The organism is Micromonospora narathiwatensis (genome assembly GCF_900089605.1).
In the GTDB taxonomy this organism is placed as follows: domain Bacteria; phylum Actinomycetota; class Actinomycetes; order Mycobacteriales; family Micromonosporaceae; genus Micromonospora; species Micromonospora narathiwatensis.
The window spans coordinates 61,388-86,459 of sequence record NZ_LT594324.1; the positions used below are offsets into that span (position 1 = coordinate 61,388).

The window sequence follows — 25,072 nt, forward strand, 5'->3', positions numbered from 1 at the left end:
CCCCGGCCCGGGGGGCGGGGCGGCAGTTCCACGAAGGCAGCGTCAACCCAAGGTTGACGAAAGTCATGCGTCAACCTATGGTTGACGCATGACTGATCCGCTGAAGATGCCCCACCCGGTACGCCTCGACGACCTGATCGAGGGGATCAAGAAGACGCACACCGACGCGCTGGACCAACTCGCCGACGCCGTCCTGGTCGCCGACCACCTGGGCGACATCGCCGACCACCTGATCGGCCACTTCGTCGACCAGGCGCGTCGGTCCGGTGCCTCCTGGACGGAGATCGGCCGCAGCATGGGCGTCAGCAAGCAGGCGGCCCAGAAGCGCTCCGCCGCCAAGGCCGAGACGGCGGCCGCCCTGGACCCGAACGCCGGGTTCGGCCGGTTCACCCCCCGAGCCCGCAACGTGGTGATGGCCTCGCAGGAGGAGGCACGCTCCGCCGGTAACGCCGAGATCGGCCCCGGGCACCTCGCCCTCGGCCTCTTCGTCGACCCGGACGCGCTCGCTCCGCGCCTGATCGAGGCCGCGGGCGTGTCCGCGGAGCGGTTCCGGGAGGCGGTCACCGCGACCCTGCCGGCGAAGGCCGAGCAGGTCCCGGACCTGATCCCGTACGACCCGCGTGGCAAGAAGGTGCTGGAGCTGACGTTCCGGGAGGCGCTCCGGCTCGGCCACAACTACATCGGCACCGAGCACATGCTGCTCGCCCTGCTCGAAGAGGAGGGCGGCGACGGCGTACTCGCCGGCCTCGGGCTGAGGAAGGACACGACGGAGGCCGCGATCGCCGGCGCACTGGCCGAGATCGCCCGGAAGATGGCCTGACCGCGCGCTGCCCACACCGAGGGCCGCAGTCGACCGGGCACGCGCCGCGGGGGCGCGTGCCCGGAACCGCGACGTCAGTCGGCGGCGGGGAAGCCGTAGCGGGCGGCGTGCTCCGGGTCGACCGGGTCGACCTGGCGGATCCCGGCGTCGGCGAGGCGCTTGTTCACCTCGTCGAGGTGCTCGCGCACCAGCCGCGCCTCCTCCTCGGTGACCCGGCCGCGGTGCGGCTTCCCGGCGTGGTCGATGGTGCCGTAGTCGACCTTCTCCGGGCTCCGCCGCGCCTTCGGCGGCCTGACCCGCTCCGCGGTACGCAGCAGCTGCGCCATCGGCACGTCGGTGGCCATGGTGTCGAACTCGCTGGCGGTCAGCACCACCCGGCGCGGCTCGCCCCCGCCGTGCCTGTCGTGGATCTCCACCACGGCCACGTCCAGCGCCGCGTCGTCGATGTTCTCCACCTCGACGGGTGTGGCATCCAGCTGCACGGGCCCGGCGACGAGGTCAGGGTGCTCCAGCACGACGACCTTGACCACCTCGTCGTCGGGGCCGAGCAGCTGGCCGGTGAAGTCGGAGACGTGGATCGTCTTCTTGCCCATGCGCGGCGTTTCTCCTGTCGTAGGCCGGGATTTCGGACCAGACGACGCTACCCGACACCTGTGCGAAAGGTCGGGGTGGAGCGCCCGGGTGTGTCGCCGCCGTCGGTGGGCCGTGGCGCGTCAGCGGGTGTTGAGGCCGTGCCGGGCCGAGACGCCGGCGGGTAGCGCGTTGAGTGCCGCCCACGAGAGCGACCGGGTCCGGGTTTCCCGGTGTCGGGACTGTGCCGGGATCCGCTCGGCGCGTACGGTGGCCGGCCAGTTGCGCTCGGCGTCCTGCTGATACCGGTCATCTGGCTGTTTCGGCATGACCATTACCGTCCCAGGAAAAGTTGTACATGTATGGAAATGAATATGACGCGGGATCGATGCGTCAGGTTCCCGACGCCGGCAGCCGCACCACGAACCGGCAGCCTTCGGCGAGGTTGTGTACGTCTACCCGCCCGCCGTGCGCCTCAACCAGCCCGCGCACGATCGCCAGTCCCAGCCCGCCCGACCCCTCGACGCCGCCGTTGCCCTGTCGTGGGGTCCGGGCCGGCTCACCCCGGAACGCCACGTCGAACAGCCGGGGCAGATCCGCCTCGGGAATGCCGCCGCAGGTGTCCGCCACGGAGAGCCACGCGAAATCAGCGTCCCGGCCGGCGTCCACCCGTACCGTGCCGTCCTCCGGGGTGTAGCGGATCGCGTTCAGCAGCAGGTTGCCCACCACCCGGGCCAGTTCCGGCTCGCTCGCCGTCACCGTCGGCCAGCCCGACTCGGGCGCGACCAGCCGGACCCGGTGCGCGGCGGCCAGCGGCGCGGTGCTGGCCAGGGCGTCCGAGACCACGTCGCCGAGCGGCACCGCGGAGAGCGACAGCCGCAACGCGCCCGCGTTGATCCGGGACAGCTCGAACAGGTCGTCTACCAGCCGGGTCATCCGGTCGGTCTCCACCCGGATCCGGCGGTGGTACTCGGCCACCGTCTCCCGGTCGCCGACCACCCCGTCCTCCAGCGCCTCGGCCATCGCCCGCAGGCCGGCGAGCGGGGTGCGCAGGTCGTGCGAGACCCAGGCGACCAGATCCCGGCGACCCTTCTCGATCCGCCGTTCCCGCTCCCGCGCCTGATTCGCCCATACCGCCGCCGCGGCCAGCCGGCGGCCGAAGAGCCCGCCGACCGCGAGGCTCACCACCGCCGCGGCCGACACGCTGATCAGCACCACCTCCAGGTCGTGCGGCGAGAGGAACATCGCCTCGGCGACCACCGCCACCCCGGCCACCACCGCGCCCACCGTGACGGTCAGCAGCACGAGGATGTGCCCGGTGATCGACCGGCCGCGCAGGAGCCGCAGGGCGATCGCGCCGGCCAGCCCCACCGCGAGCGCGGCGGCCAGCGCCATCCCGAAGATCAGTGCCAGGTCACGCATCGGCCGGCTCGTACCGGTAGCCGACGCCCCACACGGTGACGATCCGGCGGGGGTTGGCCGGATCGGTCTCGATCTTCTCCCGCAGCCGTCGTACGTGGACCGTCACCGTCGACTGGTCGCCGAAGTTCCAACCCCACACCCGTTCCAGCAACTCGCCGCGGCGGAACGCCCGCGCCGGGTGCCGCATCAGGTGCGCCAGCAGGTCGAACTCCCGCAGGGTCAGGGTCAGCTCCCGGCCGTGCAGCCGGGCCACCCGGGGCCCCGTGCGCACCTCCAGGCCGTCGTCGACAAGCACCTCCGGGGGTACGTCGCTCGGCTCCCCGCCGACCCGACGCAGCACCGAGCGGACCCGCAGCACCAGCTCACGCGGAGAGAACGGCTTGCCCAGGTAGTCGTCCGCGCCCAGTTGCAGGCCGAGGATCCGGTCGGCCTCGTCGCCGCGCGCGGTCAGCATGACGATGGGTACGCCGTCCGGGCGTTCCCGCAGCCGCCGGCAGACCTCCAACCCGTCCAGCACCGGCAGCATCAGGTCGAGCACCACCAGGTGCGGCGGGCGGCGGGCCACGGCGGCCAGCGCGGCCGCCCCGTCCCCGACGTGACTCACCTCGTAACCGGCGTGCTCCAGGTAGCGGCACACCACGTCGGCGACCGTTTGGTCGTCGTCGACCACCAGCACCCGCTGCGCCACCGCTGACCTCCCTGCCGTGGGCAGCGTATCGGCGTACACGGTAGTTGATCTATTGCCGGTTTCTTACGGGCTGGTCGGTACGGCGGCGCGGACCGTGGATCCCGGGCCGGATCCACGGTCCGCAGCCTCTCCTCCCAGGTCCGTCCCCGGTAACGCTAAGTGTCGAAGATCTGCCGGGCAAGGGCTGCGGAGAGGGTTGCCTGTGTCCGGTAGTGGACTTGACCTGGGGTTCCGTGCGGCCGGGTGCGGTGGCGGTCAGTGACGTAGCGTGTGGATGAGGGTGAGTACCTGCCGGGTCACCGGGCGCAGCACCCGGAGCCGGGACAGCCCGATCAGCCGGTCGACCAGCGGCACCGCGCCGTCGATGAGCTGTCGCGTCTTCACCTGCTCCGGCGAGCGGTCGTGCACCCAGTAGAGGATCACGCCCATGTACGCGAGCCACAGCAACTCCGGCAGCGCCGGGCGCAGCTCGGGGTCCACCCGGGCGGTGGAGCCCTCCAGCACCTCCCGGAACAGCGCGACCGCCGCCTCACGAGGTTCGGAGGACTCCGCGGAGAACGGGCTGAGCGGCGAGGTCGGCTCGGCCGCCGTCTTGAAGAAGCTGGCGGCGAAGGAGTGGTACGGCGTCAGCACGTCCACGCCGGCGTGCAGCACCCCGGCGAGCCGGGCGGCGAAGTCCCGCTCCCGGGCGAGCGTCGGCGCCGTCGCGGCCCGGTGCTCGTGCTGGGTGTCCGTGTAGAACCCCTGGATCAGATGTTCCTTCGAGCCGAAGTAGTAGTAGGCGTTGCCCACCGCCACGCCGGCCTCCTGGGCGATCACGCGCATGGTGGTGCGCGCGTACCCCCGCTCGCGGAACAGCCGCATCGCGGTGTCCAGGATCAGCTGCCGGGTCTGCTCACCCCGGGCGGTCGCCCCGGTGGTCGGGCCACCCGCACCGGTCGCCGCAGTCTGCTCGGTCATCGTCGTCACCGTATCCCGGGTCCGGCCACGGCTGGCGGACCAGTCCGCGTACCGAGGAGGCGGTGGCCACCATCCGCCGGGCCAGCGGCAGCAGGTGCGGGCGGGCCAGCCGCTCGGCCGTCGACCGGTGGTCGGCCAGCGCCCACAGGCAGGCGAACCAGGCGCCGTCGCCGGCGTACACCGCGCCGGTGTCGGCCACCACGGTCAGGTCCCGCAGCGTCGCGTCGTGGTCGAGCCCGGGGAAGCGCCGCCGGGCCTCCGCCGAGCCGGCCGGCACGAACTCCAGGGGTACGAGCTGGGCGCGGGACGCGAGCCACTGCCGGGCGGCCCGGCACAGCGGGCAGTGCGCGTCGTAGAGGACGGTGAACCCGCGGATCCCACCGGCCCCGTGCCCGGTGGGATCCGCGGGGTGCCCGCCCGGCCCGACGGTCACGGTGCCGGTGGCGTCGGGCCGGTGGACGGTGCGGGGCCGCCGGTTGGGATCGGCCCGGCGGGGCCGGCCGGTCGAGGTCCGGGCGGTACGGCCAGGTAGCCGACCGGGGCGAGCGGGGGATGGGCGGCCGCCTGCTGACGGAGTCGGCCGCGCCGGTACCGGCCGAGCGCGAAGACGTTGAAGAAGTGCAGCGCGCCGAGCACCAGCAGCACCAGGCCGATCTTCATGGAGAGTTCCTCCAGCGCCCGGCTGGTGGTGCCGATCGGTCCGGCCTCCTTCATCGCCACCGTCACGTAGCCGAGGTTGAGCAGGTAGAAGCCGACCACGAGGAGGCTGTTGACCGCGTCCGCCAGCCGCTTGTCGGCGAAGACGTCCTCCAGGAAGACCAGCCCGTTGCGGGCGAGCGCCCGGGCCACCCAGACGGTCAGACCGATGCTGATCGCGAGGTAGGTCAGGTACATCCAGACCTTCACGTCCATCTCGTCGCCCTTCTTGAACGTGTTCAAATCGAGGTCGGCCTCAGCGTACGACAGGTTTTGAACGTGTTCAAGTAGGGTGGCGCGATCCCGGCGCGCCCGGGGCGGCTCAGCCGGCCAGGCCGAGCACCTGCGCCGCCGCGCGCCCGTTGGCGTGGCTGGCGCCGTACGTGGTGACGAAGGCGCGGGCTCCGGCGGGACGCCAGGCGCCCGGCCAGCCCATCTCGACCACCGTCACCGGATGCGCGGCGGCCAGCGCCTCGACCAGCTCCCGCGCCCCGGGCAGCCGGTGCAGGTGGCGGCCCACCAGCACGATCGGCCGGTCACCGGCCCGCCCGCGCAGCTCGTCCGGGTCGGTCTCACCGGCGACCACGCGGACCTCCTCGGCGCCGGCGAGGTGCGGACCCAGCCCCCACGGCACCCGCCCCTCGGCGATGGTGGAGGCGGCGTGGACCTGCACCACCAGCGGCGCGGTCAGGCCGGTGACGTCGCCCTCGACGCGTACCGCGCGCAGCGCCGCGGCGTAGCCGAGGCCGTCGGGCGTGGCGGCCGGGGTGCCGGCGGCACCTGTCCAGGCGGCCAGCTCGGCGGTCCGCCCGGCCGCCTCCTCGACCCGGCCCCGGTCCAGCCGGCCCTCGCCGAGCGCGCCGACGATCTCCTCGACCACCAGTTCCACCAGGTCGGCGTCGACCTTCGCGCCGATGCAGAGCAGGTCCGCCCCGGCGGCCAGGGCGCGTACGGCGGCCGGACCGACCCCGCCCGCGGCCAGCGCGGCCCCCTTCATCTCCAGCGCGTCGGTGATCACCGTGCCGGTGAAGCCGTACTCGCCCCGCAGCAGGTCGACCAGGACCGGCCGGCTGAACGTGGCCGGGCCGTCGCCGGTCAGCGCCGGCACCCGGATGTGCGCGGTCATGATCGCGCGTACCCCGGCGTCGACGACCGCGGCGAACGGCGGCAGGTCGCGCTCACGGAGCACCGCCGGCGGTACGTCGACGGTGGGCAGCTCGTAGTGGGAGTCGGCGACGGTCGCGCCATGCCCGGGGAAGTGCTTGGCGCAGGCGGCCACCCCGGCCGACTGGAGGCCGGCGACCGCGGCTGCCGAGTGGGCGGCCACCCGGGCCGGGTCGGCGCCGAACGAGCGGGTGCCGATCACCGGGTTCTCCTCGGCGCTGTTCACGTCGACGGTGGGCGCCAGGTCGACCGTGATGCCGAGCGCCCCGAGCTCCGCCCCGATCGCCGCGTACACCTGGCGGGTGAGCGTCACGTCGTCGACCGCGCCGAGCGCGGCGTTGCCCGGGTACGGGCTGCCGGTGGCGTGGGCCAGCCGGGTGACGTCGCCGCCCTCCTCGTCGATCGCGAGGATCACGTCGGGTCGGCCGGCGCGCAGCGCGGCGGTGGTCGCCGCCACCTGGGCCGGGTCGTGGATGTTGGTGCCGAACAACGTGTGCCCGGCGAGCCCCTCGGCGAGCAGGTCCACCGCCCAGTCGGGCGGGATCGGGCCCGGGTACGCGGCCAGCAACGTGCCCAGCGCCAGCCGCCGGAGTCCTGGATCCTGCCCCACGAGTCTCCCCTTTCCCTGCCGGGTCGTCCGACGACTCCGGATCGGGGCGGCCGATACGCTAGCGGACACCCCGGTACAGGCATTTTGTGGTTAGCAAACTTTACTGAAAATAGAGGACGTGGCATGAGTGCGACCCGGCTGCCCGGCACCCCCCGCCTGCTACGCGCGCTCAACGACCGGGCGGCGCTGGAGCTGCTGCTCGAACGCGGGCCGCTCACCCGGGCCCGGCTCGGCGAGCTGACCGGGCTCTCCAAGGTCACCGCGTCGCAGCTGGTGGAGCGGCTGGAGGAGCGTGGCCTGGTCACCCGGGTCGGCGAGCAGGCCGGCGGGCGGGGCCCGAACGCCCAGCTCTACGCGGTCCGGCCGAGCAGCGCGTACGTGGTGGGCGTGGACGTCGGCGCGGAGCGCGTGGTGGCGGCCTGCGCCGACATCACCGGCGAGGTCGTCGGCCGGGTGGAACAGTCCACCCGGGACACCGACGACCCGGTCGGCGTGGTGCACAACGCGGTGGTCCAGGCGGCGAGCAGCGCCGGGGCGGAGCTGTCGAGCGTACGCCGCATCGTGCTGGGCACCCCGGGCCTGGTGGACCCGGGCACCGGCGACATCACCTTCGCGTTCAACCTGCCGCGCTGGCACCGCGGCCTGCTCGCCGCGCTCCGCGACGACCTGCACACGCCGGTGGTCTTCGAGAACGACGTCAACCTGGCCGCCGTCGCCGAGGCCCAGTCCGGCGCGGCCCAGGGCGTGTCGGACTTCGTGCTGGTGTGGGTGGGCGCCGGCGTCGGCCTGGCGATCGTGCTCGGCGGCCGGCTGCACCACGGCAGCAGCGGGGCGGCCGGCGAGATCGGCTACCTGCCGGTGCCCGGCGTACCCATCCCGCGGGACGTCTCGAAGCGGGCCAAGCCGGCGTTCCAGCAGCTCGCGGGCGCGGACGCGGTCCGCGCGGTGGCCGCCGAGCACGGCTTCACCGAGGCCGGCGCCGCCGAGGCGGTGTGCGCCGCGATCGCCGCCGGCACGGCCGGCGGGCCGATGCTGGACGAGTTGGCCCGCCGGCTGGCCCTCGGCGTGGCGAGCACCTGCGTGGTGCTCGACCCGCCGCTGGTGGTGCTCGCCGGCGAGGTGGGCCAGGCGGGCGGGGCGGCGCTGGCCGAGCGGGTGCAGCACGAGGTCGCCGCGATCACCCTGGTCCGGCCGCGGGTGGTCACCACCGGACTGACCGAGGAGCCGATCCTGCGGGGCGCGCTGCGTACCGCGCTCGACGCGGTACGCGACGAGGTGTTCGGCTCGACGGTCGGTTGACCGTCCGCCACTCGCCGCCCCCACCGCCATGTGAAGGAATTCTTCACTAGCCGGAGAAGTGCTGCAAGGAGTTGCCGGTACGGCCCCGCCGTCGCGGGGCCGTACCGGTCGCGCTCAGATCAGGTCGCGGCGGCGGAACGCGGTGAAGGCGCCCCCGACCAGCAGGACCGTGAACCCGAGCAGCACCGCCAGTCCCGCTCCCCAGCCCAGGGTGTACGAGCCGTCGCAGTAGCTGCCGAAGTCGTTGCGGCAGGCGTGGCGGTCCCAGAACTGGACCTCACCGGAGAGCCAGGCGATCAGGTAGCTGGAGAACATCCACTGTTCCGGCCGGGCCACGTCGACGATCTGCATCACCAGACGCGCGCCCAGCTCCCACACCACCAGGTACGCGGCCACCGTGCCCAGCGCCGCCGAGGTGTGCCGCCCCAGCGTCGCGATGGCGAAGCCGAGCGCCCCGGCGAGCAGCACCAGCACCAGCCCCCGCCCGTGCACGGCACCCAACGACCGCCAGAACGCCCCGTCCAGATGCCCGGGGTGCCCCGCCGTCTGTCCGATCAGCCAGAACGCCGTCAGGTACGCCGCCGACGCCACCGCGGAGAGCACCAGCAGCGCGCCGAGCAGCGTACCCAGCTTGGCGCTGAGCACCGCCCAGCGGCGGGGCCGCCACAGCAGCAGGTTGACCACCCCGCCCGAGTTCAGGTCGGCGCCCATGTACGAGGCCCCGACCAGGAACCCGAAGAGCACCAGGAACGCCACGAGGAAGTAGAGCAGCGGCCGGGCCTCGACGGCGAAGACGAACACCCCTTCGAGGAAGTCCGCCGTGATGGGCAGCCGCTCCATCCGGCCCGGGTCCACCTCGGCGCAGTCCGCCGGGACGTAGTCGTTCTCGGTCGGCGTCGCCTGCCCGGCCTTGATCCGCAGACAGCGGTCGTGCGCCATCTCCAGCTCGCGTATCTGGTTGACGGCCTGTGCCTGGGCCCGGCTCAGCTCCGCCGGCGTGGGCCGGTGCGAGCCGGCCAGCGTGGTCGCCGCGGTCACCGCGAAGGCGAGCAGCAGCAGCACCACCATCAGTTGCACGAAGCGGCGAGCGGTCAGCCGCTCCAGCTCGGCTCGGACCAGGTTCACGCGTCCACCTCCCGGTTCTCGCGCGCGTCGAGGTCGATCACCACATCGTCCGCACCGGCCGGTGGCGTCCCCGACCCGTCCACCTGGCGCGGCAGGTGCGGGGTGGTGCCGGTCAGCTCCAGGAAGACGCTCTCCAGATCCGGGCGGAGCGGGATCAGCTCGCGTACCCAGAGCCCCTGCTCGCCCAGCGTGCGGCTGATCAGTTCCGGCTCGTCGACCCCGGCGACCACCAGGTGGCCGGGGTGGGCGGTGACCGACAGGCCGGCCCGCCCCAACAGCTCCACGGCCCGCTCCGGCTCGGCCACCCGGACCTGCCACTCGTGCTGGTCGAAGCCGGCCAGCACGTCGTCCACCCGGCCGTGCGCCACTCGCTGGCCCCGGCTGATGATCGTCACGTGGTCGCAGATGAGCTGGATCTCGGCCAGGATGTGGCTGGAGAGCAGCACGGTCACCCCGGCCGCGGCCAGCGACCGCACCAGGTCCCGCATCTCCCGGATGCCGGCCGGGTCCAGGCCGTTCGCCGGCTCGTCGAGAATCAGCAGCTCCGGCTGCTTCAACAGCGCCGAGGCCACCGCCAGCCGCTGCTTCATGCCCAGCGAGTAGCCCTTCACCCGCTCCTCGCTGCGGTCCCGCAGGCCGACCTGGTCCAGCACCTCGTCGATGCGGCTGGTGGGCACACCCCCGGCCAGGGCCAGCAGCCGCAGCGTACGGCGGGCGGTGAAGTTGCCGAAGAACTGCGGGCTCTCCACGATCGCGCCGACCCGCCCCGCCACCTCGGGCAGGCGGTCGGGCGACTCGGCCCCGAGCACGCTCATCCGGCCGCCGTCGGCCCGGACCAGCCCGAGCAGGGCGCGCAGGGTGGTGGTCTTGCCCGAGCCGTTCGGCCCGAGGAACCCGTGCACCTGTCCGGCCTCGACCAACAGGTCGAAGCCGTCCACGGCGACCCGGCGCCCCTGGCGCAGGGTGTGGAACGTCTTTCGGAGACCGGAGATCTCGATGACCGCGCTCATCCGCGCGGCTCCGGGCAGCAGTCGGGCATGAACCGTCCTCGGGTAATGGTGACCAACGACACGGCGCCCCACCATATGGCGGCGGCGCCGCCCGTGGGGGGCAACCCGCGGGCTGCGTGGTTGGATGGACCGGTGACTGGTGACCTTGATCTGGTGGTCAGCCTCGACGGGGTCGGCGTCAAGCGCTCCGGCACCGCGCTGCTGCACGACATCGACTGGCAGGTCGAGCTGGACGAACGCTGGGTGGTGCTGGGCCCGAACGGCGCCGGCAAGACCACCCTGCTCAACCTGGCCGCCGGCCGGCTGTATCCGACCACCGGCACCGCGCACGTCCTCGGCGAGCGGATCGGCCGCACCGACATCAACGAGCTGCAGACGCGGATCGGCCTCTCCACCGCCACGTTGGCCGAGCGGATCCCCGCCGACGAGCGGGTCGCCGACGTCGTGGTCACCGCGGCCTGGTCGGTGATCGGCCGCTGGCGGGAGAGCTACGACCGCGTCGACGAGGCGCGCGCCCACGCGCTGCTCGGCCAGCTCGGCGTCGGCCACCTCGCGGACCGGCCGTACGGCACGCTGTCCGAGGGGGAACGCAAACGGGTGCAGATCTCCCGGGCCCTGATGACCGACCCGGAGCTGATGCTTCTCGACGAGCCCGCCGCCGGGCTCGACCTCGGCGGGCGCGAGGACCTGGTCGCCCGGCTCGCCGAGCTGGCGTACGACCCGGACGCGCCGGCCATGGTGCTGGTCACCCACCACGTCGAGGAGATCCCACCCGGCTTCACCCACGCACTGCTGCTGCGCGAGGGCGGCGTGATGGCGCAGGGACTGCTCGCCGACACGCTCACCGCCGACAACCTGTCCAAGACCTTCGGCCTGCCCCTGGTCGTCGAGCGCTCCGGCGACCGCTGGACCGCCCGCGCCGCCTGATCCGAGGAGAGACCAGCGTGCCGCAGACCCGGGTCGCCGTGGTGGGCAGCGCCAACATGGACGTGGTCGGCACCACCGCCGCGCTGCCCCGTCCCGGCGAGACCGTGCTGGGCAGCGACTTCGTGATGGTGCCCGGCGGCAAGGGCGCCAACCAGGCCATCGCGGCGGTCCGGGCCGGCGCGTCCTGCGCCTTCCTCGGCGCGATCGGCTCGGATGCCTTCGGGGTCACCCTCAAGGCCCGGATCACCGCCGCCGGGGTCGACACCAGCCAGCTCCGGGTGGTCTACGGGTCCTCCGGCGTCGCCCTGGTCATGGTCAACGCGACGGGCGAGAACGCCATCCTGGTGGTCCCCGGCGCCAACAGCGCGTTCACCGGCCTCACCGAGGGCGAGCTGCACGCCGTACGCGAGGCGGACGTGCTGGTCGCCCAGCTGGAGGTGCCGGTCGAGACGGTGACCGAGGCGGCGGTGGCGGCCCGGGCGGCCGGCACCCGGGTGGTGCTCAACGCGGCGCCCGCCCGGCCGGTGCCGGCGGAGCTGCTCGCCGCGGTGGACCTGCTGGTGGTCAACGAGACCGAGGCCCGCACGCTCACCGGCCGGGGCCGGGACGCGCCGGAGGCGCTGCTCGACCTGGTGCCCCGGGCGGTGCTCACCCTCGGCGCCGAGGGAGCCCGGTACGTCGACCGGGACGGGACCTCGGTGCACGTCCCGGCGGTGAAGGTCGACGTGGTGGACTCCACCGCGGCCGGGGACGCCTTCACCGCCGCCCTCGCGGTGGCCTGGGGCGAGGGGCGGGAGTTGCTCGACGCGGTGTGCTGGGCGGCGGCGGCCGGTGCCGCCTGCGCCCGCCGGCTCGGCGCCTCGGTGGCGCTGCCCCGCCGGATCGAGATCGACGAGCTGTACGTCGCGCCCTCCTGACCGGCTCAGGCCGGGCCGGCCCGAAACGCCCGCCGATACGCCGACGGCGAGGTCCGCATCGCCCGGCCGAAGTGGTGCCGGTAGGTGACCGGGCTGTCGAAGCCGACCGCCGCCGCGATCTGCGCGACCGGGGCGTCGGTCGTCTCCAGCAGGGCCAGGCTGGCCCGAACCCGCTGGTCGATCAGCCACCGGATCGGGCTGGTGCCGGTGGCCCGGGCGAAATGTCGCAGGTAGCTGCGGGCCGACAGGTGGGCCTGCCGGGCCAGCGCCGCGACGGTCAGCGGCTCGGTGAGGTTTCGTACCGCCCAGGCCATGCTGGCCGCGATCCGGTCGTCGTCCGGGTCGACGCTCACCGGCGCCTCGATGAACTGGGCCTGCCCGCCGTCCCGTTGCGGCGGAATCACCAGCCGGCGGGCGACCGCGTTGGCCACCGCAGCGCCGAAGTCGCGGCGTACCACGTGCACGCAGAGGTCCAGCCCAGCGGCGCTGCCCGCGCTGGTGAGGATGTCGCCGTCGTCGAGGTAGAGCACGTCCGGGTCGACGGTGACCGCCGGGTGCCGGCGGGCCAGCAGGTCGGCGTACCGCCAGTGGGTGGTGGCCCGGCGGCCGTCGAGCAGGCCCGCACCGGCCAGGGCGAACGCGCCGGAGCAGATCGACATCAGCCGGGCGCCCCGATGGTGCGCCCGGCGCAGCGCGGCCACCAGCGCCGGCGACGGGTCGACGGTCACGTCCGGCACCCCGGGCACGATCACCGTGCCCGCCCCGGCCAGCGCCGCCAGGCCGTACGGGGTGTGCAGGGCGGCGCCGCCGACCACCGGCACCGGCCCGGGCAGCTCCGTGCAGACGGTGAGCCGGTACCAGTCGACTCCCAGCTCGGGCCGGGGCAGCCCGAACACCTCGGTGACGATGCCGGTCTCGAACACCGACATCCCCGGGTACGCGAGCACCGCCACGGTCCGGTCGACGGGAGGCATGGCGGGATGTTAGCGAAGGACGGCGATCCTGCCACTCCCGCCGGGGTCCGGGGCGGCTCAGGATCGGGGGCATGATCTTCTCTACACCGCCGGCCGACCCGGCGACCGCCGCCGCTCACTTCGGCGCCCGGCTCAGCGTCGAGACCGACGTCAGCGACGTGCACGCCGCCCTCGAAGCGGGCACGCCGGGGCTGGTCGTGGTCGACTCACGGGGCGTCGCGGCGTGGCAGCAGGGACACCTGCCGGGCGCGCTGCATCTGCCCACCGCCGAGATCGCGGCCCGGGCCGCCGAGCTGGTGCCCGCCGGGACGATGGTGGTGACGTACTGCTGGGGACCGGGATGCAACGGCGCCACGCGGGCGGCGCTGGAGTTCGCCCGGCTGGGCCGGCCGGTCAAGGAGATGATCGGCGGCTTCGAGTACTGGGTCCGGGAGGGGCTGCCGGTGGTCACCGCGACGGGGACGGTCCGCCGCCGAGTGGACGAGCTGACCGCCGTGCGCGCAACCGTGGCCTGCGACTGCTGAGAGCCGGTCAGCGGTGCTCGCTCTGCTGCTCGACGGCCCGTTGCACGGCCCGGTAGATCTGGCCGAACCGTAACGCGTCGGGGGTGCGCAGCAGCATCACCTCTCGGCCGTGGTGCTGCACCCACAGCTCGTGCACCCGGCTGCCCCGCTCGTAGGAGCGGTCCAGCCAACCGAGCGGCAGCTCCAGGAACGGGGTCAGCGCCAGCCCGACGACCACGAACGCGGCCAGGATCACCACCGCCAGCTTCCAGTCGCCCCGGTCCTGCGCGGCCCAGGCCAGCGAGAGCACACAGACCAGCGCCGCGAGCGGCGGCAGCGACAGCAGCAGAACCAGCACGCCCCGGCCGAGGACCCGGGACCGGACGGCCATGGTCGTCGCGCCGCGGGCGTGCCAGACGTACGTCACGTCGGCGATGGCGACGACGTGCCCGCCGGCGTGGATCGATTCGGAGGTGACCTGTACCGCGTCGTCCCGGTAATAGAGGGTCATCACTTAGCCTAACCATCCGGGTTCAAGGTGGACGATGCCCGCGATGTCCAGTGGCGCGAATGCCGTGCGCACCGAGATGGGTGGGCACCGCCTTTGGAGCTGAATCGTCTGCGCTATCGCCGCGGTTCGCCCCGCACGGTCCGGCACGCTCCACCCCGCCGGCCGCTCGGCCGGGACCGCTCGGCCGGGACCGCTCGGCCGGGACCGCTCGGGCCCGCACGCCGATTTGTTTGCGATATCAGTTCCAAAGGCGCTGTACGGGAGTGGCGGTGGTCGGCCGGGCTGACCGGTGCCCAGGTCCTTGCCGGGCGGCGGGGAAGGGCCGGTCCCGGTAGCGTCCCGGGCATGGCGGACCGGGATGGGGCGGACACCACCGAGCCGGAGCGCAATGTCGCGGTGGTCCGGCGTTACCTGCGGACGTTCGTCACCAAGGACCTGGCCGAGTTGGCCGAGGTGGTCGCCGGGGACGTGGCGATCTACGGTTCCGGCGCGGCGGTGCGCGGGCGGCACCACGTCGAGGCGGCGATCTCCGCACCCGGGCTGACCGTCCTCCGCCAGGAGATCCAGGAGATCTTCGCGGCGGAGGACCGGGTGGTCGTCTCGTTGGCGCAGACGTACCGGCGGGAAGCGACCGGGGCCACGACGGTGCAGAGCGCCTGCAAGATGTACCGCCTCGCCGACGGGCGGATCGTTCAGTTCTGGGGCGAGCAGGACACCTACGGCCTGCTGCGCGGCCTCGGTCTGCTGCCGGACGAGCCGATCGCGTTCTGAGCCGGTGACGACGCCTGGGCGCGTTCCATCGCCCGCTGCACCGCCCGGTAGATCTGGCCGAAGCGCAGCGCGTCGCCGGTACGCAGCAGCCGCACCGGCCGGCCCCGCCAGCGCGCCCACATCTCCAACTCCCGGCTGCCCCGGGCGTACGACCGGTCGAGGCGCTCGAACAGAACGTCGGCGAGCGGCCCGGCCCCGAGGCCGACCAGCACGGACGCCCCGACGACGGCGACGGTGACCACGGGGGAGAGGTGCAGCCGGAGCGCGATTCCGACGCCGAGCGCGGCGGCCACCAGCGGCCCGGCGAGGGCCACGCCGATCGCGCCCCGGCCGGCGAGCACCCGCCAGGAGCGGGCGCCCCGCCGGTGCCACACCAGGCCCAGTTCCGCCAGCGGATAGGACCGCCCGTCCACCCGGACGGCGGCGGAGGTCACCTGCACCGACCGGTCCTCGTAGTAGGTGATCATGGCCTCACTCCGGGTGTCGCGGCGGACACCATACTGTCTACCCCAACGAGCCGGGTCGTAAGGTTGGCACGCGACTTCGACGAGGAAGTGAGGGCAGCGTGGGCGAGTTCGTCAGGCTGGAAGTGAAGGACGGCATCGGCACCATCCGGCTGGAGCGGCCGCCGATGAACGCGCTCAACACGCAGGTGCAGGAGGAGTTGCGGGCCGCGGCGACCGCCGCCACCGCCGACGCCGAGGTCCGCGCCGTCATCGTGTACGGCGGGGAGAAGGTCTTCGCCGCCGGCGCGGACATCAAGGAGATGGCCGACATGTCCTACGTGGACATGGCCGACCGGGCCGCCGACCTCTCCAGCGCCCTGGGCGCGATCGCCCGGATCCCGAAGCCGGTGGTCGCCGCGATCACCGGGTACGCCCTGGGCGGCGGCTGCGAGCTGGCCCTGGCCTGCGACTGGCGGGTGGTGGCCGAGGACGCCAGGCTCGGCCAGCCGGAGATCAAGCTCGGCATCATCCCGGGCGCCGGCGGCACCCAGCGGCTGGCCCGCCTGGTCGGCCCGGCGCGCGCCAAGGACCTGATCATGACGGGCCGGATGGTCGACGCGCAGGAGGCGCTGCGCATCGGGCTCGCCGACCGGGTGGTCCCGGCCGCCGAGGTCTACGACGCCGCGGTGGCGCTGGTGAGGCCGTTCCTGACCGGTCCGGCGCAGGCGCTGCGGGCCGCCAAGCTGGCCGTCGACGGCGGTCTGGACATGGACCTCAACTCGGGCCTCGCCTGGGAGAGCCAGCTCTTCGCGGCGCTCTTCGCCACCGACGACCGGCGCGAGGGCATGGCCGCGTTCGTCGAGAAGCGTAAGCCGGACTTCACCGGCCGCTGATCCGCCGTCCGGGTCGGCGGCGCACCCCGCCGCCGGCCCGAGGGCGGTTCCCATTCTGCCTACCGGCCAGTAACGTGTGACTCCGGTCCTGGGACGAGGGGAGTCGCGATGACGGAACGGGTCGAGGGGCACGGCGGCGAACTGGCGCTGGCGGCGCTGCGCGCGCACGGCGTACGGGAGATGTTCACCCTCTCCGGCGGGCACGTCTTCCCGCTCTACGACGCCGCGCACAAGACCGGCTTCCCGATCTACGACGTCCGGCACGAGCAGTCCGCCGTCTTCGCCGCCGAGGCGGTGGCGAAGCTCCAGCGCCGCCCCGGCCTGGCCGTGCTCACCGCCGGCCCCGGCGTCACCAACGGTGTCTCCGGCCTGACCAGCGCGTTCTTCAACGCCTCCCCGGTGCTGGTGCTCGGCGGGCGGGCCCCGCAGTTCCGCTGGGGCTCCGGCAGCCTCCAGGAGCTGGACCACCTGCCGCTGGTCGCCCCGGTCACCAAGCACGCCGAGACGGTCTTCAGCGCCGACGACATCCCGCGTGCGGTCACCGCCGCGCTCACCGCGGCGCGCACCCCGCACCGCGGCCCGGCCTTCCTCGACCTCCCCCTCGAAGCGGTCTTCTCCGCCGGCGACGCCGACCTGCCGGCCGTCACCCCGATCGAACCGATCGAGGCCGACCCGGACGAGGTCGCGAAGGCCGCCGGGCTGATCGCCGGCGCGTCCCGGCCGGTGGTCATCGCCGGCTCCGACGTGTACGCGGGCGACGCAGTCGACGCCCTGCGCGCTGCCGCCGAGTCGCTCCAGGCGCCGGTCTTCACCAACGGCATGGGTCGGGGCGCGCTGCCCCCGGCTCACCCGCTCGCCTTCGCCAAAGCCCGCCGGGTCGCCCTCAAGGGCGCCGACGTGGTCGTGGTGGTCGGCACCCCGCTGGACTTCCGGCTCGGCTTCGGCGACTTCGGCGACGCGCGGGTCGTGCACGTCGTCGACGCGCCCAGCCAGCGCGCCGGGCACGTCCAGCCGGCCGCCAGCCCCGCCGGCGACCTGCGGCTCATCCTCACCGCCTTCGCCGAGCACCCCGGCGACCGGGCCGACCACGCCGACTGGATCGCCCAGCTGCGTACCGCCGAGGACGCCGCGAAGGCCCGCGACGCCGAGGAGATGGCCGCCGAGACGGACCCGATCCGGCCGGCCCGGGTCTACGGCGAGCTGCGCAGGGTGCTCGCCGCCGACGCGATCACCATCGGCGACGGCGGCGACTTCGTCTCGTACGCCGGAAAGTACCTGGAGCCGGCGCAGCCGGGCACCTGGCTCGACCCCGGCCCGTACGGCTGCCTCGGCACCGGCATGGGCTACGCGATGGGGGCCCGGGTGACCCACCCCGACCGGCAGGTCTGCGTGCTGATGGGCGACGGCGCGGCCGGCTTCTCGCTGATGGACGTGGAGTCCCTGGTCCGGCAGCAGCTCCCCGTGGTGATCGTGGTCGGCAACAACGGCATCTGGGGCCTGGAGAAGCACCCGATGCGGGCCATGTACGGCTACGACGTGGCCGCCGACCTCCAGCCCGGCCTGCGCTACGACCGGGTGGTCGAGGCGCTCGGCGGTGCGGGCGAGACGGTGGAGAAGGCCGCCGAACTCGGTCCGGCCCTGGGCCGCGCCTTCGACGCCGGAGTGCCGTACCTGGTCAACGTGCTCACCGACCCGGCGGACGCGTACCCCCGGTCGTCGAACCTGGCCTGACGACCAGGGCGACGCCCGGCCCGCGCCCGGCGGCCGTGCTCAGACCTCCGGCCGGTCCCGGTCGCCCTCCTGCCGGCGCAGCTCATCCTCGCGCCGGCGCAGGTCGTCCTCCCAGCGGCGCAGGCGCTCCTGGTCGTCCCGGCGGGCCCGGTCGGCGAGGGAGGACAGGAACGCGGGGTCGTCGTCCGGCGCCACCGGTCGGCGTTCCCGCTCGGAGAACCCGTTGCCCATCGGCCAGGCGGTGGGCGACCGCCGGGCGGTCGGCTCCCGCCCGGCGGCGAACCAGGCGATCGAGCCGACCAGCGGGAAGAACAGGATGATCAGCACCCAGGCGATCCGGGGCAGCGCCCGGATCTCCCCCTCCTCGGCGGAGAGACAGCTGATCAGCGCGAAGACGGCGAGTACGACTTGGGCCAGGAAGAGGAACCCGTAGAGGCGTGCCATGCCGGACATCATCGCGCAGCGATGCCGGTCAGCGCAGCCCGTGTAGCACCAGCACGGCACCGAGCAGCGCGAAACCGGCGGCGGTCAGCGCCGCCAGCGGGAACGCCCAGCGGTCCGCGCACCGGGGGCCGGTGCCGGTGGCCCGCCGCCAGGTGACCCCGAGCGCGCCGAGCCAGCCCGCCACGGCGAGCCCGGCCAGCAGGGCGCCGGTGAGCCCGCCGCCGAGCGCCAGCCGGACCAGCAGCAGGGTGACCCCGGTGAGGGTCAGCAACGTACGCCGCCAGGCCAACCGGGTCCGCTCCGGCTGGAGGCCGGGGTCGCCGGTCATCAGAGGCCCCGGACGAGGACCACGATCACCAGCAGCAGCGCCCCCACGGCCACGGCGAGGGCCAGGATCGCCGGGAAGCGGGACGCCGGCAGTTCCTCGCCCAGCCGGATCGCCCGCTCGGTACGCGCCCAGTGGTCGACCGCCCGGATCGCGACGGTGGCGCCGAGCACCAGCAGCGCGATGGCGATCGCCTCGCGCAGGTGGGCCAGCGGGAGCGGAGGCAGGAACTGCGCGGCGGCCAGCCCGCCGGCGACCAGCGCCAGCCCGGTACGCAGCCAGGCCAGGAAGGTCCGCTCGTTGGCCAGCGAGAAGCGGTAGTCCGGCGTACTGCCGACCGACCGTAACTCGCGCGGGTCGAACCACCGCCTGATCGCCTGCCACACATCGCCGATTATCCGCTTTGCCCGCTGCCTAGCCTGTCAGCATGACCGACCTTGACGCGCGGACCCTGCGCGACGCATACGACCTCCAGATCCGCCCGGAGATCCCGGACCCGCTGCCGGCCGGGGTGACCGTCGAGCGGGACGGCCCACTGGTCCGCATCGTCGGATTGGACCACGGCGGCTTCCTCACCTACCGGACTCTCGACGGGCTGGCCGGCGCGGACCTGGACGCGCTGATCAACCGGCAGGTCGAGTTCTTCCGCCGCCGGGGCGAGGCGGTCGAGTGGAAGCTCAACGGCCACGACGAGCCGGCCGACCTGGGTGACCGGCTGCGCGCCGCCGGGTTCGTCCCGGATGACCTGGAGACCGTCGTGGTCGGCCCGGTCGCGGCCCTGGCCGCCGCCGTCCCGGTCCTGCCCGACGGGGTACGCCTGCGCGAGGTCACCGCCCGGGAGGACCTGGAGCGGATCCGCGCGATGGAGGAGGCGGTCTGGCACGCCGACCGCAGCCACCTGGTGACCGGGTTGGCGAAGGAGATCGAGGCCGACCCGCAGTCGATCACGGTGGTGGTGGCCGAGGCGGGCGAAACCGTGGTCAGCGCCGGCTGGGTGCGTTACCTGCGCGACACCAGCTTCGCCACGCTGTGGGGCGGCTCGACGCTGCCGGAGTGGCGGCGCAAGGGCGTCTACCGGGCGCTGGTGGCGTACCGGGCGCGGCTGGCCGAGCAGCGGGGGAAGGCGCTGGTGCAGGTGGACTGCTCGTCGGACAGCCGGCCGATCCTGGAGCGGCTCGGGCTCGTTGCGGTCACCACGACCACCCCGTACGTCTACACTCCATGATCATGGAACGGTTGACGGCGGACGAGCGGTTGACCCTCAAGACGGGGGCGTTCGGTGCTGTCTTCCTGGTCTCCAACGCCGAGCCCGGGATGCTGGCCATGGTGCGGGAGAGCATCGCGGCGTCGGGCGCGTTCGGCGCGGCCAGCGGGGTGGTGAAGGAGGCCCTGACCACCGGCCCGCTGCCGGAGCTGCCCCGGGACTCCGCGCTGGAGATCGAGGCGATCGTGCTGCCCGCGCTGAGCCGGTCGGTGGTGATCCTGCGGGCGAAGTCACCGGGGGACGTCGAGGTGTACCGGTCGGTGGTGCTGGCTGCGGCCGACCAGGTGGCGCAGGCCCATCATGGCGTGACTGCGGCCGAGGCTGCGGTGCTGGAGCGGATCAGGGTGGCGCTGGCCGAGCCGGTCTGAGCGGCTGGGCGGACCAGAGCGTCCGGACGCTGGCCCGGACGCAGCGGTCGCGGACCCGGCCGCAGGCACACCGGTAGGTGTCCGGGAGCATCCGACGGCAGGGGCGGCGGGAGGTGCCGGTGCCTTCCGCCGCCTCGCGTACGACGACCGGAACGCAATTTTCCGACATGTACGTCACCTCCCGATTCGGGAGCTTACCCGCCGCTCCGCCCCTCGGTGAGCTGTGTCACTCTAAGGCTCCCGAGAGGGCATGCTACTTGTGGGTAACATTGGCCCGTGGGCAAGTGCACAGCGGCCCGCAGTTGACCGATCGTTAAGTCACGCGGGAGGCTGCGCCCGTGACCGGGCGAGGGATCGCTACACCAAACAGGAGGGTCGTCGAAGCGCGATGAACATCGTCGTACTCGTCAAGCAGGTGCCCGATTCGGGCGCGGACCGCAACCTGCGTGCTGACGACAACACCGTCGACCGCGGTTCGGCGAACAACGTCATCAATGAGATGGACGAGTACGCCGTCGAGGAGGCGTTGAAGATCAAGGAGGCGCACGGCGGCGAGGTCACCATCCTGACCATGGGTCCGGACCGGGCGACCGAGTCGATCCGCAAGGCGCTCTCCATGGGCCCGGACAAGGCCGTGCACGTGGTGGACGACGCCCTGCACGGCTCCTGCGCCGTGACCACCTCGAAGGTGCTCGCCGCCGCCCTCGGCCAGCTGGGCGCGGACCTGGTGATCTGTGGCGCGGAATCGACCGACGGCCGGGTCCAGGTCCTGCCGCACATGATCGCCGAGCGGCTGGGCGTGGCCGCGCTGACCGGCGCCCGCAAGCTCACCGTCGACGGCACCACGCTGACCGTCGAGCGGCAGACCGAGGAGGGCTACGAGGTGGTCACCGCCTCGACCCCGGCCGTGGTCTCCGTCTGGGACACCATCAACGAGCCGCGCTACCCGTCCTTCAAGGGCATCATGGCCGCCAAGAAGAAGCCGGTGCAGACGCTCGCCCTGGGTGACCTGGGCGTCGCCCCCTCCGAGGTGGGCTTCGACGGGGCGACCAGCACCGTGCTGGAGCACACCAAGCGCCCGCCGCGCTCCGGCGGCGAGAAGATCACCGATGAGGGCGAGGGCGGCGTGAAGCTGGTCGAGTTCCTCGCCACCGAGAAGTTCGTGTGAGGTCTGGACATGTCTGAGGTTCTCGTCGTCGTCGAAGCCACCCGAGAGTTCGGCGTCAAGAAGGTCACCCTGGAGATGCTCACCCTCGCCCGTGAGCTGGGCACCCCGAGCGCGGTCGTGCTCGGTGGCGCCGGCGCGGCGGAGGCGCTGAGCGCCAAGCTGGGCGAGTACGGGGCGGAGAAGGTCTACGCCGCCGAGGGTGAGGAGATCGACGGCTACCTGGTGGCGCCGAAGGCGACCGTGCTGGCCGACCTCGTCCGGCGGGTACAGCCGGCCGCGGTGCTGCTCGCCTCGTCGCAGGAGGGCAAGGAGATCGCCGCCCGGCTCGCCGTGAAGCTGGACAACGGCATCCTGACCGACGTGGTCGCCCTCGCCGCCGACGGCACCGCGACCCAGGTCGCCTTCGCCGGCTCCACCATCGTCAAGTCCAAGGTCACCAAGGGTCTCCCGCTGGTCACCGTCCGGCCGAACTCGCTCACCCCGGCCCCGGCCCCGGCCACCCCGGCCGTCGAGCAGCTCGCCGTCTCCGTCGGTGCGGCCGACAAGCTGGCCCGGGTCGTCGAGCGGGTCGCCGAGCAGAAGGGCTCCCGCCCCGAGCTCACCGAGGCGTCGGTCGTCGTCTCCGGCGGTCGCGGTGTCGGCAACGCCGACAACTTCAAGCTGGTCGAGGAGCTGGCCGACCTGCTCGGCGGCGCGGTCGGCGCGTCCCGCGCGGCGGTCGACTCCGGGTTCTACCCCCACCAGTTCCAGGTGGGTCAGACCGGAAAGACCGTCTCCCCGCAGCTCTACATCGCGCTGGGCATCTCCGGCGCCATCCAGCACCGTGCCGGCATGCAGACCTCGAAGACCATCGTCGCGGTCAACAAGGACGGCGAGGCGCCGATCTTCGAGCTGGCCGACTTCGGCGTGGTCGGCGACCTGTTCAAGGTCGTCCCGCAGGCCGCCGAGGAGATCCGCAAGCGCCGGTGAGCGCTCCCCTTCCCCCGTACGGGCGAAAGGGAGCTGATCGGCGGGCCGGGGAGCTGAGCCGGCCCGCCGATCAGCTCGTCAGGGTGACCCCTCGGTTCAGCCTACCGAGCGGGGACATCCGCATCGTGCCGGGATGGACAATCCGGTCCCGGCCCGCGAGGGGTGGTCCGGGACCCGGCACGACGCGGCTCGGCCGTTAGGCTGAACGGGATGGCATACCTGGATCACGCGGCGACGACCCCGATGCTCGACGAGGCACTGGAGGCGTACGTCGCCACGGCCCGCGAGGTGGGCAACCCGTCGTCGCTGCACGCCGCCGGCCGGCGCGCCCGGCGGCGGGTGGAGGAGTCGCGCGAACGGGTGGCCGCCGCGCTCGGTGCCCGCCCCTCCGAGGTGATCTTCACCGGGGGTGGCACGGAGAGCGACAACCTCGCCGTGAAGGGCATCTTCTGGGCCCGTCGCGCCGAACTTGCCGACCGCACCCGGGTGGTCTCCAGCGCCGTCGAGCACCACGCGGTGCTGGACACGGTGGACTGGCTGGCCGGGCACGAGGGCGCCGAGGTCGGCTGGCTGCCGGTCGACGCCACCGGCCGGCTCGACCCGGCGCGGCTCCGCGCCGAGTTGTCCACACACGGCGACCGGGTCGCCCTGGTCACCGCGATGTGGGCGAACAACGAGGTGGGCACGGTGCAGCCGGTGGCCGAGCTGGCCGCGGTCGCGGCCGAGCACGGCGTGCCGTTCCACACCGACGCGGTCCAGGCGGTCGGCCAGGTGCCGGTCGACTTCGCCGCCAGCGGCGTCTCCGCGCTCACCGTCACCGGCCACAAGCTCGGCGGTCCGGCCGGCGTGGGCGCGCTGCTGCTGGCCCGCGACGTGGCCGCCACCCCGCTGCTGCACGGCGGCGGCCAGGAGCGCGACGTCCGCTCCGGCACCCTCGACACCGCCGGCATCGTGGCCTTCGCGGTCGCCGTCGAGGCCGCGGTGAAGGGCCAGCAGGAGTACGCGACCCGGGTCGCCGCGCTCCGCGACGAACTGGTGGAGCGGGTCCGGCAGGCGGTCCCCGAGGTGGTCTTCAACGGCGACCCGGTCGACCGGCTCCCCGGCAACGCGCACTTCTCCTTCACCGGTTGCGAGGGGGATGCGCTGCTGCTCCTCCTGGACGCCCAGGGCATCGCCTGCTCCACCGGCTCGGCCTGTTCCGCCGGGGTGGCCCAGCCCTCGCACGTGCTGCTGGCGATGGGCGCCGACGACGACCGGGCCCGGTCGTCGTTGCGGTTCACTCTCGGCTACACCAGCACCCGGGCGGACGTCGACGCCCTCATCGCCGCGCTGCCCGCCACCGTGGAGCGGGCCCGGCGCGCGGCCGCTCTCCGTACCCCCCGCTGATCCGGATACCCTCGGTGAGGACGAGGGGAGTGGGCCGGTGAGGGTTCTGGCGGCGATGTCGGGTGGGGTGGACTCCGCCGTGGCGGCGGCGCGGGCGGTGGCGGCCGGGTACGACGTGACCGGGGTGCACCTGGCGCTGGCCCGCAACCCGCAGACCTACCGCACCGGCGCCCGGGGCTGCTGCACCCTGGAGGACTCCCGGGACGCCCGACGGGCCGCCGACGTGATCGGCATCCCGTTCTACGTCTGGGACATGGCCGACCGGTTCCACGCCGACGTGGTGGACGACTTCGTCGCCGAGTACGCGGCCGGCCGTACCCCGAACCCGTGCCTGCGCTGCAACGAGAAGATCAAGTTCGCTGCGGTGCTGGACCGCGCCGTGGCCCTCGGCTTCGACGCCGTGGTCACCGGCCACCACGCCCGGCTCGGCCCGGACGGGCTGCTGCGCCGCAGCGTCGACGTGGCCAAGGACCAGTCGTACGTCCTCGCGGTGCTGACCCGTGAGCAGCTCGACCGGTCGATCTTCCCGCTCGGCGACTCCACCAAGGCCGAGGTACGCGCGGAGGCCGCCCGGCGGGGCCTCGCCGTGGCCGACAAGCCCGACTCGCACGACATCTGCTTCATCGCCGACGGCGACACCCGCGGCTTCCTGGCGCAGCGGCTCGGCGAGGCCCCGGGCGACGTGGTCGACGCGCTCACCGGCGGGGTGGTCGGCAGCCACAGCGGCGCCTACCAGTACACCGTCGGGCAGCGGCGCGGTCTGCACCTGGACCGGCCCGCCCCGGACGGCCGCCCCCGCTATGTGCTCTCCATCACCCCGAAGACCAACACCGTGACGGTCGGCCCGGCCGAGGCGCTGGAGGTCGCCCAGGTCCGGGCCACCCGGCCGGTCTGGACCGGTGGCGACCGGCCGGCCGCGCCGATCGAGTGCGAGGTGCAGCTACGGGCGCACGGCGACGTGGTGCCGGCCACCGTCGAGCTGACCGCCGACGGCCTCCGCGCCGACCTGCGCCGCCCGGCCCGCGGAGTGGCCGCCGGCCAGGCGATCGTGGCGTACCGGCCGGACCCGGCCGGGGACGTGGTGCTCGGCTCCGCCACCATCACCGGCTGA

The 25,072-nt window shown here is 73.6% G+C and carries 30 protein-coding genes; 14 read left to right on the top strand and 16 right to left on the bottom strand.

The annotated features are described in order from the left end of the window. Window positions 1–88: 88 nt before the first annotated feature. The gene (locus GA0070621_RS00215) at window positions 89–820 is read left to right on the top strand and encodes a Clp protease N-terminal domain-containing protein (RefSeq protein WP_091190139.1); all 732 of its coding nucleotides are present in this window, start codon (window positions 89–91) and stop codon (window positions 818–820) included. Between the two features lie 74 nt (window positions 821–894). Here the strand turns inward: GA0070621_RS00215 and GA0070621_RS00220 are convergent, their stop codons facing one another. The 8 genes from GA0070621_RS00220 to GA0070621_RS00255 form a co-directional block, all read right to left on the bottom strand. Next, entirely contained in the window at window positions 895–1,413 is a 519-nt protein-coding gene (locus tag GA0070621_RS00220) for a hypothetical protein (RefSeq protein WP_091190145.1), read from the bottom strand. 120 nt (window positions 1,414–1,533) lie between these two features. Beyond that, the gene (locus GA0070621_RS00225; protein ID WP_091201801.1) at window positions 1,534–1,719 is read right to left on the bottom strand and encodes a DNA repair protein; all 186 of its coding nucleotides are present in this window, start codon (window positions 1,717–1,719) and stop codon (window positions 1,534–1,536) included. Window positions 1,720–1,783: 64 nt separating this feature from the next. Further along, the gene (locus GA0070621_RS00230; RefSeq protein WP_091190149.1) at window positions 1,784–2,812 is read right to left on the bottom strand and encodes a sensor histidine kinase; all 1,029 of its coding nucleotides are present in this window, start codon (window positions 2,810–2,812) and stop codon (window positions 1,784–1,786) included. Next, window positions 2,805–3,500, bottom strand: a complete 696-nt coding sequence (locus GA0070621_RS00235; protein WP_091190153.1) for a response regulator transcription factor — start codon at window positions 3,498–3,500, stop codon at window positions 2,805–2,807. Before GA0070621_RS00235 ends, GA0070621_RS00230 begins: the two co-directional genes overlap by 8 nt. A gap of 255 nt (window positions 3,501–3,755) precedes the next feature. Then, window positions 3,756–4,460, bottom strand: a complete 705-nt coding sequence (locus GA0070621_RS00240) for a TetR family transcriptional regulator (RefSeq protein ID WP_091190156.1) — start codon at window positions 4,458–4,460, stop codon at window positions 3,756–3,758. Next, window positions 4,396–4,893: a thiol-disulfide oxidoreductase DCC family protein gene (locus GA0070621_RS00245; protein ID WP_091190158.1), complete on the bottom strand. Its 498-nt coding sequence runs from the start codon at window positions 4,891–4,893 to the stop codon at window positions 4,396–4,398. Before GA0070621_RS00245 ends, GA0070621_RS00240 begins: the two co-directional genes overlap by 65 nt. Then, on the bottom strand, window positions 4,890–5,372 hold the full coding sequence (locus tag GA0070621_RS00250) for a hypothetical protein (protein ID WP_091201803.1): 483 nt from the start codon (window positions 5,370–5,372) through the stop codon (window positions 4,890–4,892). Before GA0070621_RS00250 ends, GA0070621_RS00245 begins: the two co-directional genes overlap by 4 nt. Window positions 5,373–5,478: 106 nt before the next feature. Then, the gene (locus tag GA0070621_RS00255; RefSeq protein ID WP_091190161.1) at window positions 5,479–6,930 is read right to left on the bottom strand and encodes a glycoside hydrolase family 3 protein; all 1,452 of its coding nucleotides are present in this window, start codon (window positions 6,928–6,930) and stop codon (window positions 5,479–5,481) included. Window positions 6,931–7,053: 123 nt separating this feature from the next. Between GA0070621_RS00255 and GA0070621_RS00260 the strand changes: the two genes are divergently transcribed. Beyond that, window positions 7,054–8,229 (top strand): ROK family transcriptional regulator, encoded by a 1,176-nt coding sequence (locus GA0070621_RS00260; protein WP_091190164.1) that lies wholly within the window; start codon window positions 7,054–7,056, stop codon window positions 8,227–8,229. Between the two features lie 114 nt (window positions 8,230–8,343). Here the strand turns inward: GA0070621_RS00260 and GA0070621_RS00265 are convergent, their stop codons facing one another. After that, on the bottom strand, window positions 8,344–9,354 hold the full coding sequence (locus tag GA0070621_RS00265) for an ABC transporter permease subunit (RefSeq protein ID WP_091190168.1): 1,011 nt from the start codon (window positions 9,352–9,354) through the stop codon (window positions 8,344–8,346). Beyond that, window positions 9,351–10,364, bottom strand: a complete 1,014-nt coding sequence (locus GA0070621_RS00270; RefSeq protein WP_091190172.1) for an ABC transporter ATP-binding protein — start codon at window positions 10,362–10,364, stop codon at window positions 9,351–9,353. The genes GA0070621_RS00265 and GA0070621_RS00270 overlap by 4 nt, the downstream gene beginning before the upstream one ends. A gap of 75 nt (window positions 10,365–10,439) precedes the next feature. Here GA0070621_RS00270 and GA0070621_RS00275 point away from each other — a divergent pair, with 75 nt between their 5' ends. Next, window positions 10,440–11,291, top strand: coding sequence for an ABC transporter ATP-binding protein (locus GA0070621_RS00275; protein WP_407940363.1), 852 nt, complete (start codon window positions 10,440–10,442; stop codon window positions 11,289–11,291). A 17-nt stretch (window positions 11,292–11,308) separates the two neighbouring features. Beyond that, a complete protein-coding gene (locus tag GA0070621_RS00280) occupies window positions 11,309–12,208 on the top strand; it encodes a ribokinase (RefSeq protein ID WP_091190174.1) in 900 nt (299 codons plus the stop codon). Window positions 12,209–12,213: 5 nt separating this feature from the next. Here GA0070621_RS00280 and GA0070621_RS00285 read toward each other — a convergent pair whose 3' ends face one another. After that, on the bottom strand, window positions 12,214–13,182 hold the full coding sequence (locus GA0070621_RS00285; protein ID WP_091190177.1) for a helix-turn-helix domain-containing protein: 969 nt from the start codon (window positions 13,180–13,182) through the stop codon (window positions 12,214–12,216). 71 nt (window positions 13,183–13,253) lie between these two features. Between GA0070621_RS00285 and GA0070621_RS00290 the strand changes: the two genes are divergently transcribed. After that, window positions 13,254–13,706, top strand: coding sequence for a rhodanese-like domain-containing protein (locus GA0070621_RS00290; RefSeq protein ID WP_091190180.1), 453 nt, complete (start codon window positions 13,254–13,256; stop codon window positions 13,704–13,706). A gap of 7 nt (window positions 13,707–13,713) precedes the next feature. Here the strand turns inward: GA0070621_RS00290 and GA0070621_RS00295 are convergent, their stop codons facing one another. Further along, a complete protein-coding gene (locus GA0070621_RS00295) occupies window positions 13,714–14,196 on the bottom strand; it encodes a DUF6232 family protein (protein ID WP_091190184.1) in 483 nt (160 codons plus the stop codon). Window positions 14,197–14,541: 345 nt separating this feature from the next. Here GA0070621_RS00295 and GA0070621_RS00300 point away from each other — a divergent pair, with 345 nt between their 5' ends. After that, a complete protein-coding gene (locus GA0070621_RS00300) occupies window positions 14,542–14,967 on the top strand; it encodes a nuclear transport factor 2 family protein (RefSeq protein WP_091190187.1) in 426 nt (141 codons plus the stop codon). On the opposite strand, the gene GA0070621_RS00305 is transcribed toward GA0070621_RS00300, so the two are convergent. Further along, window positions 14,913–15,434 carry a DUF6232 family protein gene (locus GA0070621_RS00305; RefSeq protein WP_091190191.1) on the bottom strand — a complete coding sequence of 174 codons (522 nt, stop codon included), beginning with the start codon at window positions 15,432–15,434 and terminating at the stop codon, window positions 14,913–14,915. The genes GA0070621_RS00300 and GA0070621_RS00305 overlap by 55 nt on opposite strands. A 98-nt stretch (window positions 15,435–15,532) precedes the next feature. Between GA0070621_RS00305 and GA0070621_RS00310 the strand changes: the two genes are divergently transcribed. Then, a complete protein-coding gene (locus GA0070621_RS00310; protein WP_091190195.1) occupies window positions 15,533–16,306 on the top strand; it encodes an enoyl-CoA hydratase/isomerase family protein in 774 nt (257 codons plus the stop codon). 108 nt (window positions 16,307–16,414) lie between these two features. Beyond that, window positions 16,415–18,037, top strand: coding sequence for an acetolactate synthase (locus GA0070621_RS00315; RefSeq protein WP_091190199.1), 1,623 nt, complete (start codon window positions 16,415–16,417; stop codon window positions 18,035–18,037). A 39-nt stretch (window positions 18,038–18,076) separates the two neighbouring features. Here GA0070621_RS00315 and GA0070621_RS00320 read toward each other — a convergent pair whose 3' ends face one another. From GA0070621_RS00320 to GA0070621_RS00330, 3 genes are read right to left on the bottom strand one after another with little or no spacing between them, the layout of a single operon-like run. After that, on the bottom strand, window positions 18,077–18,481 hold the full coding sequence (locus tag GA0070621_RS00320) for a PLD nuclease N-terminal domain-containing protein (RefSeq protein ID WP_091190203.1): 405 nt from the start codon (window positions 18,479–18,481) through the stop codon (window positions 18,077–18,079). 28 nt (window positions 18,482–18,509) lie between these two features. Further along, window positions 18,510–18,809 (bottom strand): DUF202 domain-containing protein, encoded by a 300-nt coding sequence (locus GA0070621_RS00325; RefSeq protein WP_091190206.1) that lies wholly within the window; start codon window positions 18,807–18,809, stop codon window positions 18,510–18,512. Continuing rightward, window positions 18,809–19,192 (bottom strand): YidH family protein, encoded by a 384-nt coding sequence (locus GA0070621_RS00330; RefSeq protein ID WP_091190209.1) that lies wholly within the window; start codon window positions 19,190–19,192, stop codon window positions 18,809–18,811. Before GA0070621_RS00330 ends, GA0070621_RS00325 begins: the two co-directional genes overlap by 1 nt. Before the next feature lie 41 nt (window positions 19,193–19,233). Between GA0070621_RS00330 and GA0070621_RS00335 the strand changes: the two genes are divergently transcribed. From GA0070621_RS00335 to mnmA, 6 genes are all read left to right on the top strand, one after another. Continuing rightward, the gene (locus tag GA0070621_RS00335; protein WP_091190214.1) at window positions 19,234–20,031 is read left to right on the top strand and encodes a GNAT family N-acetyltransferase; all 798 of its coding nucleotides are present in this window, start codon (window positions 19,234–19,236) and stop codon (window positions 20,029–20,031) included. Beyond that, on the top strand, window positions 20,028–20,438 hold the full coding sequence (locus GA0070621_RS00340) for a hypothetical protein (protein ID WP_197673932.1): 411 nt from the start codon (window positions 20,028–20,030) through the stop codon (window positions 20,436–20,438). Before GA0070621_RS00335 ends, GA0070621_RS00340 begins: the two co-directional genes overlap by 4 nt. A 388-nt stretch (window positions 20,439–20,826) precedes the next feature. Further along, window positions 20,827–21,606, top strand: a complete 780-nt coding sequence (locus GA0070621_RS00345; protein WP_091190218.1) for an electron transfer flavoprotein subunit beta/FixA family protein — start codon at window positions 20,827–20,829, stop codon at window positions 21,604–21,606. Between the two features lie 9 nt (window positions 21,607–21,615). Then, complete coding sequence (locus GA0070621_RS00350; RefSeq protein WP_091190221.1) at window positions 21,616–22,575, top strand: electron transfer flavoprotein subunit alpha/FixB family protein; 960 nt, start codon at window positions 21,616–21,618, stop codon at window positions 22,573–22,575. 210 nt (window positions 22,576–22,785) lie between these two features. Beyond that, a complete protein-coding gene (locus GA0070621_RS00355; RefSeq protein WP_091190225.1) occupies window positions 22,786–23,961 on the top strand; it encodes a cysteine desulfurase family protein in 1,176 nt (391 codons plus the stop codon). Between the two features lie 37 nt (window positions 23,962–23,998). After that, window positions 23,999–25,072 carry a tRNA 2-thiouridine(34) synthase MnmA gene (gene mnmA / locus GA0070621_RS00360; protein WP_197673933.1) on the top strand — a complete coding sequence of 358 codons (1,074 nt, stop codon included), beginning with the start codon at window positions 23,999–24,001 and terminating at the stop codon, window positions 25,070–25,072.